16 protein-coding genes are annotated in these 19010 nt (G+C 67.3%); 11 read left to right on the top strand and 5 right to left on the bottom strand.

Annotation, left to right across the window (positions count from 1 at the left end; genetic code table 11):
* Positions 1–82: 82 nt before the first annotated feature.
* The 3 genes from KY501_RS46140 to KY501_RS46130 are packed head-to-tail and all read left to right on the top strand — an operon-like array spanning position 83 to position 3036.
* Positions 83–1099 carry a biotin--[acetyl-CoA-carboxylase] ligase gene (locus KY501_RS46140; protein ID WP_224371297.1) on the top strand — a complete coding sequence of 339 codons (1017 nt, stop codon included), beginning with the start codon at positions 83–85 and terminating at the stop codon, positions 1097–1099.
* A 42-nt stretch (positions 1100–1141) separates the two neighbouring features.
* Positions 1142–1912 carry a type III pantothenate kinase gene (locus tag KY501_RS46135; RefSeq protein ID WP_224371439.1) on the top strand — a complete coding sequence of 257 codons (771 nt, stop codon included), beginning with the start codon at positions 1142–1144 and terminating at the stop codon, positions 1910–1912.
* A complete protein-coding gene (locus tag KY501_RS46130; RefSeq protein WP_224371294.1) occupies positions 1909–3036 on the top strand; it encodes a hypothetical protein in 1128 nt (375 codons plus the stop codon). Before KY501_RS46135 ends, KY501_RS46130 begins: the two co-directional genes overlap by 4 nt.
* A 21-nt stretch (positions 3037–3057) precedes the next feature.
* On the opposite strand, the gene KY501_RS46125 is transcribed toward KY501_RS46130, so the two are convergent.
* The 4 genes from KY501_RS46125 to ald form a co-directional block, all read right to left on the bottom strand.
* Entirely contained in the window at positions 3058–4989 is a 1932-nt protein-coding gene (locus KY501_RS46125) for a response regulator (protein ID WP_224371292.1), read from the bottom strand.
* A gap of 241 nt (positions 4990–5230) precedes the next feature.
* A complete protein-coding gene (locus tag KY501_RS46120; protein ID WP_224371290.1) occupies positions 5231–6052 on the bottom strand; it encodes an anti-sigma factor family protein in 822 nt (273 codons plus the stop codon).
* Between the two features lie 73 nt (positions 6053–6125).
* Positions 6126–6767: a sigma-70 family RNA polymerase sigma factor gene (locus tag KY501_RS46115; RefSeq protein ID WP_224371288.1), complete on the bottom strand. Its 642-nt coding sequence runs from the start codon at positions 6765–6767 to the stop codon at positions 6126–6128.
* A 231-nt stretch (positions 6768–6998) separates the two neighbouring features.
* Positions 6999–8129: an alanine dehydrogenase gene (gene ald, locus KY501_RS46110; RefSeq protein ID WP_224371286.1), complete on the bottom strand. Its 1131-nt coding sequence runs from the start codon at positions 8127–8129 to the stop codon at positions 6999–7001.
* A 206-nt stretch (positions 8130–8335) separates the two neighbouring features.
* On the opposite strand from ald, the gene KY501_RS46105 reads away from it, so the two are divergent.
* From KY501_RS46105 to KY501_RS46095, 3 genes are all read left to right on the top strand, one after another.
* On the top strand, positions 8336–9640 hold the full coding sequence (locus tag KY501_RS46105; protein ID WP_224371284.1) for a radical SAM family protein: 1305 nt from the start codon (positions 8336–8338) through the stop codon (positions 9638–9640).
* 92 nt (positions 9641–9732) lie between these two features.
* Entirely contained in the window at positions 9733–11268 is a 1536-nt protein-coding gene (locus tag KY501_RS54120) for a sugar-binding protein (RefSeq protein WP_224371282.1), read from the top strand.
* A 48-nt stretch (positions 11269–11316) separates the two neighbouring features.
* Positions 11317–12213, top strand: coding sequence for a hypothetical protein (locus KY501_RS46095; protein WP_224371280.1), 897 nt, complete (start codon positions 11317–11319; stop codon positions 12211–12213).
* 41 nt (positions 12214–12254) lie between these two features.
* Here KY501_RS46095 and KY501_RS46090 read toward each other — a convergent pair whose 3' ends face one another.
* Positions 12255–13142 carry a response regulator gene (locus KY501_RS46090; RefSeq protein ID WP_224371278.1) on the bottom strand — a complete coding sequence of 296 codons (888 nt, stop codon included), beginning with the start codon at positions 13140–13142 and terminating at the stop codon, positions 12255–12257.
* A 162-nt stretch (positions 13143–13304) separates the two neighbouring features.
* On the opposite strand from KY501_RS46090, the gene KY501_RS46085 reads away from it, so the two are divergent.
* The 5 genes from KY501_RS46085 to KY501_RS46065 all read left to right on the top strand — a co-directional run bounded on the left by KY501_RS46085 (position 13305) and on the right by KY501_RS46065 (position 18826).
* Entirely contained in the window at positions 13305–13787 is a 483-nt protein-coding gene (locus KY501_RS46085) for a chemotaxis protein CheW (RefSeq protein ID WP_224371437.1), read from the top strand.
* A complete protein-coding gene (locus KY501_RS46080) occupies positions 13784–14155 on the top strand; it encodes a Frizzy aggregation protein FrzB (protein WP_224371276.1) in 372 nt (123 codons plus the stop codon). Before KY501_RS46085 ends, KY501_RS46080 begins: the two co-directional genes overlap by 4 nt.
* Before the next feature lie 5 nt (positions 14156–14160).
* The gene (locus KY501_RS46075) at positions 14161–15423 is read left to right on the top strand and encodes a methyl-accepting chemotaxis protein (protein WP_224371274.1); all 1263 of its coding nucleotides are present in this window, start codon (positions 14161–14163) and stop codon (positions 15421–15423) included.
* A 62-nt stretch (positions 15424–15485) separates the two neighbouring features.
* A complete protein-coding gene (locus KY501_RS46070; RefSeq protein WP_224371272.1) occupies positions 15486–17789 on the top strand; it encodes a hybrid sensor histidine kinase/response regulator in 2304 nt (767 codons plus the stop codon).
* A gap of 44 nt (positions 17790–17833) precedes the next feature.
* Positions 17834–18826 (top strand): chemotaxis protein CheB, encoded by a 993-nt coding sequence (locus tag KY501_RS46065; protein ID WP_224371435.1) that lies wholly within the window; start codon positions 17834–17836, stop codon positions 18824–18826.
* Positions 18827–19010: the final 184 nt, after the last annotated feature.

The raw sequence follows: 19010 nt of genomic DNA, 5'->3' as shown, positions 1-19010 counted from the left end.
GTGGCGCTCTTCCCGGGAGGCCACTCCCGTTGCGTGCGAGGGGGGCCTTCCATACCCTGTGCCTCTCATCCGAGAGGCCGCCATGGCTCTAGAAACGACTGAGCAGACGCAGGAGGAACTCATCCTGGGGTTCCTCGCCGAGAGCGGTGAGGACTTCACGTCAGGCGAGGCCCTCTCCAGCAAGCTGGGCTTGTCTCGCACGGCCGTGTGGAAGCACGTGGAAGCGCTGCGCAGCAAGGGCTACCGCATCGAGGCGGTGCCCGCCCGGGGCTACCGGCTGGTCGAGGTGCCGGATCACCTGACGACGCTCGAAATTTCGCCGCTGCTCTCCACGCACGATCTCGGTCACACCATCCACTTCCACGAGACGCTGGGCTCCACCAACGAGCGGGCCTTCCGGCTGGCGCACGATGGCGCCGAGCACGGCGAGGTGGTGGTGACGGAGCAGCAGACGGCGGGCAAGGGCCGCCGGGGGCGCACGTGGGTGTCTCCGCCGGGGCTGAACCTTTACTTCTCGGCCATCCTCCGCCCGGAGCTGCCGCCCCAACGGGCTCCAGAGCTGACGCTGGTGGCCGCGGTGGCGCTCACCGAGGTGCTGCGCGAGTCCGGCGTCGAGGCCTTCATCAAGTGGCCCAATGACGTGCAGATCGACGGGCGCAAGGTGGCGGGCATCCTCACGGAGCTGTCCGCGGAGCCCGAGCGCGTGCACTTCGTGGTGCTGGGCGTGGGAGTGAACCTCAACTCCCAGCCGGAGCACTTCCCCGAGGAGCTGCGGGACACGGCCACCTCGCTGGCCCAGGCGCGCGGGCAGCGCGTGCCGCGGGCCCTCTTCGCCGCGAACCTGTGGAACCGGCTGGAGGAGTGGTTGGATCTGCACTCGGAGATGGGCTTCGACGCCGTCCGCGAGCGCTGGAAGGAGCTGTCCTCCACGCTGGGCCAGGATGTGTTGGTCCGCACCGATCGCCGGGAATTCCGGGGACTGGCCGAGGACATCGACGCCTCGGGTGCACTCCTCGTGCGGACGGAGGATGGGTCGGTCGAGCGGGTGCTGGCCGGAGACGTGGAGCGGCTGCGGCCCCGCGTGGTGGCCAGTCCCTGAACTGGTCAGCAGGGAGTGCCTTCGCGGTAGAGTGCGCGTGTGATGCTCCTCGCGATCGACGTCGGTAATACCAACACCGTGTTTGGGGTGTACGACGGGAAGAAGCTCCTGGCGCACTGGCGCATGGAGACCAACGCCCGCCGCACCTATGACGAGTACGGCATCTTCGTGCGCCAGTGCTGCCAGTACAGCGGCATCGACCCGGACAAGGTGGCCGCGGTGGCGGTGTCCAGCGTGGTGCCGCCGCTCCAGTTCAACCTGGAGAAGATGAGCGAGCGCTACTTCAAGACGCGCCCCATGTTCGTCGGCCCGGGGGTGAAGACGGGCATGCCCATCCTCTACGACAACCCGAAGGAGGTGGGCGCCGATCGCATCGTCAACTCGGTGGCCGCCTTCGAGAAGCACCACTCGGGCCTCATCGTCGTGGACTTCGGCACGGCGACGACGTTCGACGCGGTGTCGCCCAAGGGCGAGTACCTGGGCGGAGCCATCTGCCCCGGCATCAACATCGCGATGGAGGCGCTGTTCCAGAACGCCTCGAAGCTGCCGCGGGTGGAGTTCGCCCGGCCGCCGCACGTGGTGGGCCGCAACACGGTGCACTCCATGCAGTCTGGCTTCGTCTACGGCTACGTGGGCCTGGTGGACGGCATCTGCGAGCGGATGCAGGCGGAGCTGGGCTTCGCAGTCCGGGTTGTCGCCACGGGAGGCCTGGCGCCGCTGGTGGCCAGCGAGTCCAAGGCCATTCACGAAGTGGACGAGTTCCTCACGCTCGAGGGCCTGCGCATCATCTACGGAAGGAATCACGCCACATGACGACCGCCGCTCCCGTGCCTCCCGCTCCGGCGGGCTGTCCGTTCAACTCGGAGTTCCTGCCGCCCAACATGCGCAAGCATGTGGACCCGGCCGCGCCGCCGCCGCTGCGGATGATGGCGGCCAAGGGCCTGGTGCCGCTGGGCCCCTCGGACATGCTGGGCGCGCTCTTCATGCTCACGTTCGACGCGGAGCAGAACGTGCGCGACACGGCGGCCAAGACGGCCTCAGGGCTGCCGGACAAGATCCTCGGCTCGGCGCTGCGGGACGAGGGCGTCCAGGCGCCGGTGCTCGGCTGGTTCCTGGGGCTGCTGAAGGCCAATGACACCTACTCCGAGATCCTGGTGCTCAACGCCACCACGCCGGACGAGGCGGTGGCGGACGTGGCCGCGACGTGCAGCGCGAAGCTGGCGGAGATCATCGGCCAGAACCAGCTGCGCCTGCTGCGGCACGAGGACATCGTCCGCAAGCTGTGCACCAACCCGAACGCCAGCCAGGCGCTGGTGGACTCGGTGTGCGACTTCGCGGTGCGCAGCGGGCTGACGCTGGCGGATGTTCCGCAGATGCAGGCGGCGCGGGTGCGTCTGTTCGGGCCTCAGGCGGTGCAGGCGCCGCCGGAGCAGGGCCCCACCGCCGAGGAGGTGCTGCAGGACTTCCAGGAGGTGCAGGAGGAGAGCGCGGAGCCCATGGAGGAGGGCAAGCGCCTCAACCTCACCCAGCGCATCATGAAGATGAGCATCGCCGAGAAGATCAAGCTGGCGACGCTGGGTAACAAGGAGGCGCGCACGCTGCTGATCCGCGACTCGAACAAGCTGGTGTGCACGGCGGTGATCCGCAGTCCGCGCATCACGGATGGCGAGGTGCTGGCGACGGCCACCAACCGCGCGGCCAACGAAGAGGTGCTGCGCATCGTCTACAACAACCGTGAGTGGACGAAGAACATGAAGATCAAGCTGGCCCTGGTGAAGAACCCGAAGGTGCCGCTCACGGTGGTGATGAAGTTCCTCAACACGCTGCGAGACAACGAGCTGAAGGATCTGGCCCGCGATCGCAACGTGCCCTCGGGCGTGGCCGCGTTCGCCAAGAAGCTGGTGGACAAGAAGTCGGCGCCGAAGGAGGAGAAGTAGCCCGGGCGCCGTGCCCCCTCCTCAGGCAGCGGCTTCGTCCGCCTCTTCCGTGGCGGAGGGAGCCTCTTCCAGCAACTGCTGGGCGATGCCGAGCGCCTTCTTCGCGCGCTCGCGGAGCTTCTCGTCGTTCTTGATGCGCGTGTAGAGCTTGGTGACGCGCTCCTCGTTGCGCACCGCCGTCTCCTCGAGCTCGGTGATGCGCTTGCGCAGGCCCTCGGCCTCCTCGGAGGCGGTGGCGGCCTGGCTTTCCAACTCGGCACGGGCCGTATCCAGCTCGCTGCGGACTGTCTCCAACTCGCTGCGAGCCGTATCCAACTCGCTGCGAGCCGTATCCAACTCGCTGCGAGCCGTATCCAGCTCGCTGCGCGCCGTATCCAGCTCGGACTGGACTGCCTCGAGCTGACCCCGCGCCTCGCTGGTCTCCGACTGGGCGGTGTCCACCTGTCCACGGAGCTGGTCTGCCTCGCCGCGCGCCGACTCGACGTCCGATTCGAGCTGGCTCACCCGCCCGCGCAGATCCTCCAGCTCCGTCTGCGTGGCGGCCTGCTGCTCGTTGTGCGAATCCACCTCGGCCTGCAGCGTGGTGAGCTTCGAGGAGGCCGCGCGCGCCTCTTCCTTGGCGGCCGTGAGCTGCTGCTCCACCTTCCTCTTGTCCGAGGTGAGCGTGTCCACCTTGCCGGTGAGCGTCTTGATCTGCGCATCCCGGCGAGCCATCTCCGCGGCGGACTCGGTGTTCTGCCGCTCCAGCTCCAGCTGCTTGTCCTGCAGCTCGACGAAGTCGTGCTCCTTCTGGGTGAGCTCGCCCTTGAGCCGGCCGATCTCCTTGTCCTTCTCCTGCTCCTTGAGGTTCAGCTCGCTCTTGAGGCGGAGGAGCTCCTTGTCCTTCTTGTTGACCGCGTCCTTGAGCGCGAAGGAGTCCTTGTCGTTCTTGCCGGCGGCGGCGCGCGCCGTCTCCAGCTCCGTGCTCTGGGTCTCGAGCTGGGACTCCAGCTCCTGGACGCGGCTCTCCGCCGTGGAAGTCTGGGCCTGTGCATCCGACAGGGCGCTCTGCAGCTCCGCCACCTTGGCGCGCAGGCTGCGCAACTCGGCTGCATCCGCCGCGGACGTCACCGCGGCCGCCGCGGATCCGATCGCGGGCCGGGAACCTGAAGTGGAGCCCGTCGAGGGCACCGCGGGCAGCGTCATCGCCGGACGCGAGGGTGCCGGGGCGGGCTTCACGGGCTCGGGGACGGGGGCCGGCGGCGTGGGCGCCATGAAGCCGATCTGGGTCTTCTCATCGTCTCCCAGCGAGTCCAGCGCGTCCTCGGCGTCCCGGCCCAGGTTGTCGAGCGCGTCGAACTCCTCTTCGCCTCCGGAGGACTCCGGCGGAGCCACCACGGGCTCCTCATCCGCGGAGGCTCCCGCGTCGGACATGTCGTTGAAGGCCTCGTCGAGCATGTCCAGGTCTTCGCCCGCGGCGGGCTCATCACTGACGGCGATCTCCTCGGCTCCGCCAGCGAGCGGCTCGTCCTGGTCGAGCGGCTCATCCGTCAATCCGTCCAGCGTGAGGCCCTCGTCCTCGACGACTTCACCGACGACGACCTCGGGGAAGCCGATGAGCGCACCCACGCGGTCCACCAGCTGATCCGAGTCCACCGGCTTGGCCACGTACTCGTCCGCGTGGGCCTTGAGCTTGCGGTGCGCCGCGAAGCCGTCCGGGTTGCCGATGATGACGATGGGGACGTTCTTGAGATCGTCGTCCTTCTTCAGCTTGCCGCAGATGAGGTAGCCGTTCTGTCCGCCGGACAGATCCACCGCGAGCACCACGAGGTCCGGCCGATCCCGGCGGATCTGATCCACGCTCCCCTTGCCGTCGGTGGTCTCGTCCACGATGAAGCCCTTGGCCTCGAGCGCCTCGCGCAGGGTGGAGGAGAGGGCGGTGTCACTTTCGACGATGAGGATTTTCTTGGACATGAACGGGCGGCCCGACCTGGGGAGCGCGCTGGCCTGGGGCCACGCGCGAGCGGCAGCATGCGAAAACGACTGTCCCCAAGAGGCTATCGGCCATGGGGGGGACGGTCAATGTTCGGGCCAGCCAATGTCCGCAGGCGTCCTCCCGTCGGGCAACCGAGCGATCAGGGGTGAAAACCACCCTCGGACCGCCGGGCAGGATGCGGAGACTTGATCAGGGAACGTGGAACGCTTCGAGGCCTGATCAGGGAACGTGGGACGCTTTGGAGATGGGGAGAACGGGCTGGGGCGCATTGACGACGCGCGAGCGCTCCTTCTCCAGCAACATCTTCCGGATGTCCGACTCGGACAGATCCGTCACGAGCTCGTAGACGACCTCACCGTCGCGCCAGACAGCCACGTTGTAGCCCTGGCTCGAGTCCACCTGCACGGCGGGCAGCGCCTGGGCGTCCAGATCCCGCGCCGCGTCGTCGAAGACGAAGACGCCGATGCGGCGGGCCTGCTGGCCCTCCTGCTCGGGGCGCGTCTCATAGCTGATGTAGGCGGCGGGGCGATCCTTGACGTTGGAGATGCGCGCGCCGGCCAGCTGAGCGTTGGGCAGCCGAGGGATCGACACCTGGTGATCCAGCTTGCCGTGGAACCACTGCTCCACGTGCTCGGGCCCCACGTTGGCGATCTCGACGGGCAGCCGCTTGGCGTGACGCTTGGCTGCATCCTCCACGAAGCGCTGGCGCTCCTCGGGGCGCAGGGCGATCCAACCGCCTCCCACGGCCACCACCACCATCGCGGCGGCGCTCAGGCGCAGCCACTGCACCTGCGAGGCCCGGCGCTGCTCACGGCGAAGCCCCACCTGGATGCCCATCCGCAGGGACTGGGGGGCTCGGCTGGACTGGATGGAGTGACGGGCCGCGCGCCGCAGCGCTTGTCGCATCTCCCTCTCACTCTCCACCCGGTGCGTGCAGTCCGCGCACGTCTCGAGGTGGGTCTCCACGTCCATCCGTTCCTCGGGCTGAAACTCGCCGTCGAGGTAGGGGTAGAGCAGGCGATCGAGTTCCTGGCAGGTCATGAGCGCTCGAAAGAGGGGGCAGTCAAATGCGACGGGCCCTCGGGAAAATACCCTCGGGCCCGTCAACCTCGTTCTACCCTGTCTTCTTCCTTTGCCGGTACTCTTCCAGATTCGCGGGGGCCACCACGGGCTCTCCGTCGTGACGGAATACTCCCTGGCCCTCGGCGTACTCGCGCAGCGTCTTCTGCAAGAGCTTGCGTCCGCGGAAGAGGCGGCTCATCACCGTGCCCACCGGGCACTCGAGGATCTCGGCGATCTCCTTGTAGGAGAACTCCTGCAGATCCGCGAGGATCACCACCAGCCGGAAGTCGATGGGCAGCGAGTCAATCGCCCGGAGCACGTCATCCGACAGGAGCCTGTCGAAGAAGTACTGCTCGGGGTTGGCCGCGAAGTCCGTCGCGTCCCGGCTGACGAACCGCTCGTGAACGGCCTCGCGCTCCACGCCTTCGACGACCGTGCGCTCCTTCACCTTGCGCCGATAGCGGTTGATGAAGGTGTTGGTGAGGATCTTGAACAGCCAGGCCTTGATATTGGTTCCGCGTTCGAACTTGTCGAAAAAGCGGTAGGCCCGCATGCAGGTGTCCTGCACGAGATCCTCGGCGTCGCGCTCGTTCTTCGTCAGGCGCAGCGCAGCCGAATAGAGCGGGTCCAGGTGGGCCAGGGCCAGCTCCTCGAATTCCTGCTTCGTCCGGTTTGGTTGCCTGAAGTCCAACATGTCCCGCCTTCCAAGGGCCCGAAATTACAGGCGAATGCGTCGTTGTCTGCCCATCAATGTATGCACGGGAACAGAGTGGTCAACAACGCTTTCCGCCTCCCTTGCCGTTCGCACGGCTGCTCCTAAGAGCCGGATACACCTGGCAGCAACGTTTATTCCGGACAGTTTCCCTGGGGAGGTAGGAGACCAGACGACCCTACCTCCCTTGGTGGACCAAGGTACGGGCTTGGCTTACCGACCCTTGGAGCCGAGGGCGTCCTGGAGGGCCACGTAGTCGTAGCCCATGTCCTTGGCGACGGCCTCGTAGGTGATCTTGCCGTCGTAGGTGTTGATGGCGCGGGCCAGGGCCTTGTCGGACTTCACGGCCTCGACCAGGCCCAGGTCGGCGATCTTCTTGGCGTAGGGCCGGGTGGTGTTGGTGAGGGCGAAGGTGGAAGTCTGGGGCACCGCGCCGGGCATGTTGGCCACGCAGTAGTGGACCACGTCGTGCACCAGGTAGGTGGGGTTGTCGTGGGTGGTGGGCTTGCACGTCTCGATGCAGCCGCCCTGATCCACGGCGACGTCCACAACGACGGAACCGGGCTCCATCTCCTTGATGAGGGCCTCGGAGACGAGCTTGGGGGCCTTGCCGCCGGGGATGAGCACGCCGCCGATGACGAGATCGGACTCGCGCACGGTGCGGGCGATGGACTCGGTGTCCGAGGCCAGGGTGGCCACGCGGCCGAGGAACACGTCATCCAGGTAGGTGAGGCGCTCGAGGTTGACGTCGAGGATCGTCACTTCGGCGCCCATGCCCACGGCGACCTTGGCGGCGCACAGGCCCACCACGCCACCGCCGATCACGGCCACGCGGCCGCGACGCACGCCGGGCACGCCGCCCAGGAGGATGCCCTTGCCGCCGTGCGCCTTCTCGAGGCAGGTGGCGCCGACCTGGATGGCCATCTTGCCGGCCACCTCGCTCATGGGCTTGAGCAGGGGGAGGCTGCCGTCATCGAGCTGCAGCGTCTCGTAGGCGACCGCGGTGGCCTTCTTCTTCACCAGCGTCTTGGTGAGCTCGGGGTCCACGCCGGCCAGGTGGAAGTACGTGTAGATGATCTGGCCGTTCTGCATGCGCTCGTACTCGGGCGCGATGGGCTCCTTGACCTTGACGATCATCTCCGCGCGGGACCAGACCTCATCCGCGCTCTTGACGATCTGCGCGCCCACGCGCACGTACTCGGAGTCCGGGATGCCGGAGCCGACTCCAGCATTGGTCTCGACGAGGACCGTGTGGCCGGCGCTGGTCAGCGCGCGCACGCCCGCGGGCACCATGCCGACGCGGTACTCACGGGTTTTGATCTCCTTGGGAACTCCGACGATCACGAGGTGCCTCCAGGGCAAAAAAAGCGGGCGGACCATACCAGCGGATCCTCGGGAATCAAGGCACCCCCCCGAGCAGGACTCATGGCTCCAGGAAGCGAGGGAGCGTGCCGCGCCGCGGCGTTCCGTGACGCACGGTGGCCAGGGGGGTGACGCAATTGGACATGCAACCATCGAAGGGAAGGGGCGGCGATGGTAGTTAAGGAAGCATGACGTCCGGCCCCAAGCTGCTGTTTGCCGATCCGAAGGGACGGGTGATGGAGCACCCGTACCTGATTGCCACCCTGCGCAGTGGGGAGGAGCTCGTCCCCCCGCAGGACCGACCCATTCCGTTGCCCTCCGCGGGGCGGCTCGTGCACCTGCCGGGCCGGCTGCCGGTGGGGCTGCACCCGGAGACGGGGGAGTTGGAGCTGGTGCGGGAGATGAAGGTGGGAGGGAAGACCTTCGTGCCGAATGCGGTGGGGGCGCTGCTGCCTCCGGGCTACACGCGCACCTTCCTGCCGGGCGAGGTGAAGGGGGATGGGCCGATCCTGCCGCAGTGGGCGTACACGGCGGCGGCGTGGGGGAAGGAGGGGCCGGTGGCGTGGGCGATCCACACGGACACGCGGAGCCACTGGGATCCGGAGAAGTACTCGACGCCGGAGATGCGTTCGCTGGTGGACAGTCACATGGCGCGCTTCCCGGGGAACCGGGTGCTGAAGCAGTTGAAGACGTGCGCGCTGCTGTACCGGTGCTTCACGTCGCAGAACACGTTCTACGTGCGGGACGAGGCGGCGATCCCGGCGTCGGTGATGTGCAACGCGCGGTGCGTGGGGTGCATCTCGGATCAGCCGGAGGATGGGCCGCCGGCATCTCACGAGCGGATGGATGACGGGCCTTCGGGCGAGGAGATGGGGGTGATCGGGCTGTACCACCTGGAGCGCGCGCCGGGCAGGACGATGGTGAGCTTCGGGCAGGGGTGCGAGGGCGAGCCGCTCACGCGCTACAAGGCGATCGCGGAGGCGATCCGCTACATGCGGGAGCGGACGGACAAGGGCTCGATCAACATCAACACCAACGGGAGCCTGACGCACGGCCTGGTGGCGCTGTTCGACGCGGGGCTGGATGCGATCCGGGTGTCCTTGAACTCAGCGGTGAAGGATCTCTACGAGGCCTACTACAAGCCGGTGAAGTACACGTGGGAGGACGTAGAGGCATCGATCTCGCTGGCTCGGGATCGAGGCGCGTACTTGGCGCTGAACCTGCTGTTGTTCCCGGGTGTCACGGATCGCGAGGGTGAGGTGGAGGCGCTGGAGCGGTTGGTGAGCAAGTACCAGGTAGATCAGGTGCAGACGCGTTCGCTGTGCATCGATCCACTCCAGTACCTGGATGTGGCGCGTGAGAAGGGCGCGGGCGGAGAGCCGGTGGGCATCCGCACGCTGCTCAAGCGCCTGAAGGCGGCCCGGCCCGGATTGATCATCGGCAACTTCGCGCGCGGGCTGGACGAGCGGGAGAACGCGGCGGGCTCTGTATAGAAGTCGGTCCGTTGCGGCTGTCCGGATGACGTGAGGGGGAGCAATGTGGCGCACCGCGCGGTCAGTGGAACGACAGTCCTATCGAGGGCTCTGTGAGAAGTGACACGCGAAGGACCCTCTTCGGCTGTCTGGCGGTGGTGGCTGTTCTCTGTGGACCGGGTAGCGCGGTCGCGGATCCTCCGGGGGAGGACAGCGACAAGCTTGTCGAGGGGAGCACCTCGCTCAGCAATACGCGCCGCCTCGCCTGCGGCAGCCGGTTCTGCGTGTGGTACGTCGCCACCTCCATGGGCGCATGTGCTGGAGGTGATTGCACCTCGCACGAACTCGTGATCAGCGATCGCAAGAACCGGAGGCTCGCCGCCACGGAGACTTTTCGCGGTCCCATCGCCCGGTTCCTCGGTGATCGAGAGATCGAGATCATCACCTCGAGCAACTTGATTGGAGGCGATGATCCGTGGTCCGCCGGTGTGAGCCCCGTGCTCTCTTCCAGGCGTGTGCTGAAGCTCTCGTCGGATGGTACCCAGTTCGTCTCCGACAAGAAGGGGCCGGTTTCTCCTGAGCGCTACCAGAAGCTCCAGCAGTTGCTGAATGCTCCGGAACCTCATCTGAAGAAGGCCCAGCCCATCACCGAGGCCATGGTCGCCAAGGCTCGTGCGGCCTGTGATGCTTCAGCGGCGCTGGAGGTCCTGCACCAGGAGTGCCGCAAGGAGAGTTGTGTGTTCGTGCTGGGCGGGAAGTCCGACAGCCAGGACTCACAGCGGCCGCCGCTGTGCTTCGTGGAATTGAAGGGACAAGAGGCACGTCGCCTACCCACCGAGAGTCTCGTGGACGGTGCGGATGTCTTCTCGCTGCAAGGCAACCGCTACTGCTTTCTGTTGACCTACGGCGGTCGCTATGGCTCGCAGGGTGACGAGCAGTGCATCTCACGTGAACGGCCCGGCCGTATGGCCTTCGTCGAGACCGCCGGATTGCAGTTGGAGCATGGATGGCTGTACCCGGTGCGCAAGGCCGACTCGGTCGCGGCGGGACGCGCTCTGGCCCCCACGGTGCACGCCGTCACGTTGGCTCAGGTTCCCTGGGGGCAGGGGGCGTGGAAGGACGAGAAGGATCTGTCCATGAAGTGGCAGGCGCTGCGCATCGCCGACACCCTTCACCTACACGTCGAGGTGACCGACGACAAGGTCGTGCCACTGGAGAAGAACCCTGAGGCCGCTCTGCACACCGACCACCTGGAACTCTCCTTCTCGGGCCCTGAACATCCCATCCGTGAGACGAAGGGCCTGTCGTTCAAGCTGGGCGTGCTGCTGGCCGGTGAGGGAAAGGTGCGGGTGCAACTGTGGGAGAGACTCGGAGACGCCAAGCGCGTGCAGGGCCTCCAGGAGTTTTCCGCGAGTGGGACGTGGTCCCAGGCAGAAGGAGGCTACGTCGTGGACGTGGTTCTGCCCTTGGAGTCACTCCGAAAGGAGATGGACTCCCAGCTTCCCTTCGGCTTCACCCCAGTCGCTTCAGATGCGGACGAGAAGGGACGCCAGGAGACTCTCCTCGCCAGTTGGGGTTCGTTGCGCTTCTGGGACGAGTATCCACCGACCATCGAGGAATACGTCCGGGCCAACAATCGCTTCCCGTGAAGCTGTGTGCCGAGGGCGGTCGTATATCGTCGCCGCGAGAGGTGCTTCATGCCGAGCGTCGCACGCGTTGTGGGAGTCCTGGTGGGAGTGGGCTTGGGCCTCGTGGGAGTTCCCGTGGAGGCCGCACCCCCTGAGTCGGCATCGGCGCAGAATGAAGCCGAGCTGATCGTCTGGTCCGGTGGCAAGACGCGCGAGGAAGCCGAGCGTCAGCAGGAGGGACTCAAGGACTACTTGAGTGCACTCTCGCCCGTCTTACAGGCGAAGCCCGCCGTACTGGAGAGCTCCAAGGTGGAGGGGCTGAAGCCAGGGTTCTTCATCGTTACCCTGGGGCTCTGCTCGAAGGACAAGGTGAAGGAGCCCCTGAGCCTCTTCCAGGCGATCTACCCGGACGTTTACACCCGGACCGTGAAGTACCAGCCCGGCGAGGACCTGCCGGTCCTGGAGTGTCCGCAGGCAGAAGAGGTCACCGAGGACGATTCGGGCAGGCCCGTGCTCTGGAGGCTGAAGGGAGCGCAGCGCGTCACCCAGAAGGGAAAGGCGCTCGCGGGGCTGGCCTTCACCTACGAATGGGACCAGGCAGGAGACTTCGCGCGCTCCTACTTCACCGTGAAGGGGGTCTACCTGCTCATCGACTCCAAGACACGGCAGTTGGTGGAGTCCAAGGTGTACGACGGCCCGAGCGACGCCACGACGCTCACATCCTTCACCTCGGAGAAGGAGCGGCTCGTCACCGAACTGGATTACGCAGATCCGCCGTGTTCTCCGAGCGGTGACGCCTTCGAGGCCTGGGAGGCTCGCGTGGTGGTGTCGATCCGGAAGGACCACATCGAGCTTGTGCAGGGCAAGCCGAAGCTCACCAAGCAGGGCTCCTGTGGCTACGCCGAGGAATCCAGGATGATAACGGGCGAGGGCCGGGGGGACGACAGCTCCACCGAGAGCCAGTGAAGTAGGACCCCGAGTGTGGGTGTTCGCACTCGAAGAGCGCGTTACTCAGTGCTGGCGGGCGCCGGGCCAAGCTCCTTGGCCACCAGGCTGCTCATCACCGCGTCCTTGGGGACGTAGCCGTCCGCTCCAGCCTCGCGGCAGATGCGCTGCAACTCCTCGACGTTCTCTCCTGAACAGAGCAGGACCTTGATGCCCCGGAACAGGCTGTTGCTCTTGATGAACCGGCAGAACTGCTCGCCGTTCACGTTCGGCATCCGCACGTCCAGCAGCACCAGATCCGGCCGCGTCTGCTTCTTCAGGATGATCTTCGTCGCCTTGTCCGCCGTGTCCGCGACGTGGACCTCGAACCCTTTGGTCAGCAGATCCGCAGCGATGATCTGCGCCGTCATCTCACTGTCGTCCACAATGAGGATGCGCGGCTTGCGCCCACCCGTCTTGGCCGCAGCCAGGCTGCCGGTCAGCGGAGGGGGCGGGCCACCCGACCCACTGGATGTGGGCGGCGCGGAGGACGCCGGAGGTGTCGAACCGGGTGGGGGAGAGGAGACGGGCGGCGTCGCCGTCACCGCCGGCGGGCCAATCAGCTTGATCACCCCGTCCAGCACCGCCTCCAGGCCTCCGCCCTTCAGGATGTAGCCGTCCGCCCCCGAGACGCGTGCCTTGGTGGCCAGCTCCTCCTCGGAGATGTCCGAGTAGAGCACCAGCTTCGAGGTCACCTTCTTCTGCGTCCGCAGGTACTCGACGACGTCGTCACCGAACATCTCCGGCATGTTGACGTCCATCAGGATCAACGCGATCGGCCCCTCGCCGAGCTTCTGTTCGAGGCTCGCCAGATCCATCGCGCCGCTTGCCTGATAGCCTGCCGCGGTGAGCGCCCGCACGGTGAGCTCCACCAGCATCGGGCTGTCGTCGATGACCAATACTCGGGACATCTGCCTCCTCAAGAATCCTGAAACAACCCTACACTGTTGAGGCTTGGGGGACCATCGAAACGGCATCCAGGCAGGCGACCGAGCAAGTCCCCTTGACCCGTTTTGATCGCCTCCGGATACTTTGGCGCCTTGACTTCGACTCCCCTCCAACGCGCGCTCCGGATCGCGCCGGATCGTGCCATCGCCGCACAGGCCCGGCCTGAGCAAGAGTTCTTCTGCTTTCGTGTAGGAGACTTGCGCCTCGGTGTGCCCAGCGAGAACGTCCTCGAGGTGCTCCGCGCCGGCCTGCTCACGCCGCTGCCTCGAGCCCCCTCGTTCCTTCTGGGCGTTACTGGACACCGCGGCGAGGTGCTCCCCGTCATGGATCTGCTGCGCTTCCTGGCCAAGGGCGAGGCGCGCATCATGCCCCGCACCCGAATCTTCGTGGGCGTCAGCGGCAGCTACGTGGCAGGTGTGGTGGCCGACACCGTCCTCGGGCTCCGGCGGATCCTCGTTTCGGACATCCTCCCTCCGCCCGTGGGCGCGGACGCCGCCACCGAGCACATGCTCGGAGTCGTCGCCGGGCCCACCGCCGAGGAGACCATCAATCTGCTCAACTTCTCCAAGCTGCTCCAGACGGCGCGGCAGCGGGCGGTGGCGCGATGATGGAGGAACAGCATGTACTCGAGGAGGAGGTGGACATCCTCTTCTTCGAGGTCGGCCCGCACCTCTATGGCACCGACGCCTCGCAGGTGCTGCGCATCGAGCGCGCGCTGCCAGAGGACATCGCCCGGCCGGAGTTGGGACAGCTCCACCGTGGCAGACGGGCGCTCGTCTTCGCCACCGAGGAGGGTGAGGCCCACCTCAAGGTGGATGTGGTGCAGGGCGTACGCCCCATCTCTGTTCGCGATCTGCGGCGGCTGCCCCCGGCCGTGAACGCTTCTCGCTTTACCATCGGCGCGTGCCTGGATCAGGCCCGCCTCGTGTTGCTCATCGATCTGGTCGAAACCGCTAAGACTCAAGGAAGGCACTGACAGCAATGGCTCTGGACACCACCAACGACAAGCCGACCAAGGCCCGCGGAGCCAAGAAGCCCGCGGCGGCCAAGACCGCGGCCAAGAGCAACGGCAACGGCAACGGTGCCGCTCCGTCCCTCAAGCCCCTCTCCGACACCCTCAAGTCGGTGCTGGCCGGCAACCTCCAGGCCCGCGTGGCCTCGGAGATCGTCACCGGCGAGATGGCTGAGGTCGCCGCCCTCTTCAACCAGGTCCTCGACCGTTTCTCCGAGTCCGAGCACCGCAAGCAGGTGTCGGCCCAGGAGATCGATCAGGCCCTGGATGCCCTCATCGCCCTGGTTCGCGAGGGAGACCTGTCCCGGTGGAACACCACCACCGAGGATGCCCAACTGGCCCCGCTGCTCGAGGGCTTCGGCAAGGTGATCGAGACGCTGCGCACCTTCGTGCGCGAGATCAACGAGGCGGCCCTGCGCCTATCCTCGTCCGCCAACCAGGTGCTGGCGGCCTCCACCCAGCATGAGACGTCCTCCACTGAACAGGCCGCCGCCATCCACGAGACGACGGCCACCATGGAGGAGCTCAAGCATGCCTCGGCGCAGATCGCCGAGAACGCAGGCGCTGTGGCTCGCGTGGCCGAGGAGACGCTGGGCGCGGCGCGCGCGGGCCGTGGCGCCATCGCCGAGTTCATCCAGGCCATGCAGCAGATCCGCAGTGATGGGATCGCCGTGGCGGACTCCATCGCCAAGCTGTCCAAGCGCGTGGAGCGCATCGGCACCGTGGTGGAGGTGATCGACGAGATCGCCGACCGGTCGGACCTGCTGGCCCTCAACGCGGCGCTCGAGGGCAGCCGCGCCGGTGAGGCCGGCAAGGGCTTCTCCATCGTCGCGGCGGAGATGCGGCGCCTGGCCGAGAACGTCCTGGACTCCACCAAGGAGATCAAGAGCCTCATCACCGAGATCCGCGAGGCCACCGCCAACGCTGGCAGCGCGGCGGACGCCTCCAAGGTGGCCACCGAGTCCGGCGAGAAGCTGGGCGCCGTGGCCGCGCAGGCCGTCGAGGGCATCCTCGCGGGCGTCCAGGAGACCAGTGATGCGGCGCGCGTCATCAACCTCGCCACGCAGCAGCAGCGCACCGCCACCGAGCAGGTCGTGGCGTCCATGGCGGAGATCGAGGACGTGACCCGGCAGACGACGCAGGCGTCCAAGCAGGCCACGGGCGCTTCGGCCGAACTGTCGCAGCTCGCCGGCCGTCTCGCCGAGCTCATCAAGCGCTTCAAGGCCGACTAGCCCAGACCGGAGGGTAGGGCTGGCTCCCCCGCCAGTCCGTGCCCCCCGGATCACTTCCGGCCATGGATACCGAGGCCCTCAAGAAATCCCTCCTGAAGAAGTTCCAGGAGGTCACCGCCGACCGACTGCAGAAGATCCAGCTCGGGGTCCTGGACCTCGAGAAGGAGACGGCAGAGCAGGCCGCGGAGGACGTCGCGCGCGAGCTGCACACGATGAAGGGCGAGGCCCGCATGCTGGGGCTCGCCGCCATCGGACAGCTGGCGCACGCCGCCGAGGACGTGCTGCGCGCAGAGCGCGAAGGCAAGACGGCCACCGAGGTGGCCACGGACCTGCTCCTGCGGGCCTGTGACGTCCTCTCGGATCTGATCGAGGATCTGCCCGCCGCGCACACCGGCACGCCCATCAGCGAGGAGATGGTCCAGGCACTCGCGGCGGCTTCTGGACACCCCGCGCCGACTCTCAGTGGGAAGGCCGCGCCCGCGAAGCCCGCTCCCACGCCTCCGCCCGCGCAGGCCGCTGCTCCCGCCGCGCCCGCTGCCACACCCGCGGTTCCAGCTCCGCGCCCGGCGGCTCCGGCTCAAGCCGCTGCGCCCGCGCAGACCTCCGCGCCCGCCAAGGCCGAATCGGAGGACACACCTGTCGCCACGGCCACGGCCAAGACGGCCATCGCCGATCGCAGCATCCGGGTGAACGTCGAGGTCCTCGACTCGCTCGGCGTGCTCGCGGGCGATCTGCTCGTGGAGAGCGCGCGCGGAAGGCTCCGAGGCATGGAGACCGCGCACCTGTTCGAGCGCTTCTCCCGCCTCAGCGATCGCTTCCTGCGGTTGGGTGAGGAGTTCCCGCTCTCGACCGAACTGCGCACGGCGCTGGAGGGCATCGAGAGCGATCTGCACATGCTGCGGGACGATGCGTTCCGCTTCGTGCGGCGCAACGACGACGGCATCAACACGCTGCACGGCAACCTGGCCAAGCTGGCCGACACGGTGGCCGAGGCCCGGCTGGTGCCGCTGTCCACCGTCTTCGACGCCTTCCCCCGCGCGGTGCGCGATCTGGCGCGCAACCAGGGCAAGGAGGTGGATCTCGTCGTCGAGAACGCGGACATCGGCGTGGATCGCTCCATGCTCGTGGACGTGCGCGACGCGCTGGTGCACCTGCTGCGCAACGCGGTGGACCACGGCCTGGAGTCGCCGGAGGCCCGCCAGCAGCTCGGCAAGCCTGCCGCGGGCCGCGTCCGCATCCGGGTGCGCGCCGATGGCGACATGCTCCACATCGAGGTGGAGGATGATGGCCGCGGCATCGATCCCGAGCGGCTGAAGGCTGTGGCCGTCAACCGGCACCTCATCACCCAGGTCCAGGCCGCCGCGCTGTCCGAGCGCGAGGCCATCGATCTCATCTTCCGCCCCGGCTTCTCCACCCGTGACCAGGTCAGCGAGATCTCCGGCCGCGGCGTGGGCATGGACGTGGTGAAGCGGAAGGTGGAGACGCTGGGCGGTTCGGTGGGCGTCGTCAGCCGCCTGGGCCGAGGCACCACCATCTCACTGCGCCTGCCCCAGTCGCTGGCGTTGATGAAGGTCCTCCTGGTTCGCCTGGGGGACGATGTGTACGGCGTCCCCGCGGCGGACGTGGTCGCTGTCACCCGCGTGAAGCCCGAGGACCGCATGGAGGTCTTCGGCACCCTCGCGGTGAAGCACCGCGGCAAGCCCATCGCGCTGGTGGCCATGGGCCCGCTGCTGGGCGTCAACGGCGGCAACCGCATGGACAAGCCGCCCGCCGTCGTGGTCCGTCATGGCGAGGACAACGCGGCCCTCGTGGTGGACGGCTTCGTGGACGAGCGCGAAGTCGCGGTCAAGCCGTGCGGCGGGGACTTCCTCAAGGGAGCCCCCTTCATCGCGGGCACCGCGGCCCTGGAAGATGGGCGCATCGCCGTGCTCTGCCACGTGCCGGACATCATGGCCGAGGTGCGCCGCATGGCCCGGCCCGTCACCCAGCAGCAGTCCTCCAAACGGCTGCGGGTGCTGCTCGTGGATGACTCGCCCATCGCCCGGGCCACCGAAGGCGCGCTTGTCAAGGCGCTCGGCCACTCGGTGGAAGAAGCCCAGGACGGTGAGGAGGCCTACGCCAAGGTCCAGGTCAACGCGTATGATCTGATCCTCACCGATGTGCAGATGCCAAAGATGGATGGGTTCTCCCTCACGCGAAGGCTCAAGACGACCCCTGCGGTGGCGCGCATCCCCGTCATCATCCTGTCCTCGCTGGCCTCCCCCGAGGACAAGCGCCGAGGCCTGGAGGCGGGCGCGGACGGCTATCTCGTCAAGGGCGAGCTGGGCGTGGAGAGCCTCGCGCAGACCATCGAGCGGCTGACCTGACGTGAAGTGGAGTTGAAGAGGACCGCGTGCGTATCGCTTCAGGGCTGTCATATCGGGTGCTGCTCGTGGGCGGTGGGCTGCGGCTCCTGGCTCGCACCCTGTTCGACAGCGATGCGCTGACGAATGCGGGCGACTGCAGCTTCATCGATGCCCTGGAGGTGGTCCGCTCGCAGAGCCCCGATGTGATGCTCATCGATCTGTCCTCGGCGGATGCGCTCGACGCCATCGAGCGCGTCATGGCCGAGCGCCCCACGCCCATCCTCGCGCTGGATCCGGGGGTGCTCTCCCGCCATGAGGCCTTCCGGGCCCTGGCGCTGGGGGCGCTGGACGTGGTGGAGCGTTCACCCGCGCCTGCACCGGAGTTCTGGCAGGCCACCGCGCGCCGGCTGACGATGCTGGCGCAGGTGAGGGTGGTGCGCCATGTCCAGGGCAAGCTCAAGCGGCTGGCCGCCCAGGAGGGTCCGGAAGCACCCTTTCCCCTGGTGGCCATCGCCGCGTCGCTGGGAGGCCCCAAGGCCATCTCCCAGGTGCTGCGCGTCATCCCCCGGAAGTTCCCGGCGCCCGTGGCCATCTGCCAGCACATCAGCGATGGCTTCACCGAAGGGCTGGCGCACTGGCTGTCCACGGAGACCGCGCTGCGAGTGCAGGAGGCCACGCATGATCTGACGATGGAACCGGGCTCGGTCTACATCGCTCCTTCGGGGGCGCACATGCTGGTGCGTCCGGAAGGGAAGCTGGTGCTGGACAACAGGCCTCCGGTGCGGGGGTTCCGGCCCTCGTGCGATCTGCTGCTATCCTCCGCGGCGGAGGCGTTCGGGCGGCGGTGCATCGGAGTGATCCTCACCGGGATGGGGCGTGATGGGGCGCGTGGGCTGAAGGAGATCCGCGAGCGCGGTGGACGGACCATCGCGCAGAACGCGGAGACGTGTGTCGTCTACGGGATGCCGCGCGAGGCCGTACAGATGGGCGCGGCAGAGGAGATCCTGGCCCTGGATCGGATCGGACCAACACTCCTGGAGTGGGTGGACGCGTGCTGAATGTGAGCCAGAAGGCCCTGCAGCAGCTCGCCGCCCTCTTGCTGGAGCGGGCCGGTCTGAAGATGAGCCTGTCGAGATAGTGAGTGGGGGCCAGGAAGAGACGGTGGCACGCGAATCCCCGGCGCTGGGGCGCGTGGGGTTGGAACCGCTAGAAGAAAGCGATAGCGAGCAGGCCGAGCCAGAG

Source organism: Hyalangium versicolor, assembly GCF_020103695.1.
GTDB lineage: Bacteria > Myxococcota > Myxococcia > Myxococcales > Myxococcaceae > Hyalangium > Hyalangium versicolor.
This window is presented reverse-complemented; position numbering and strand designations above follow the sequence as displayed.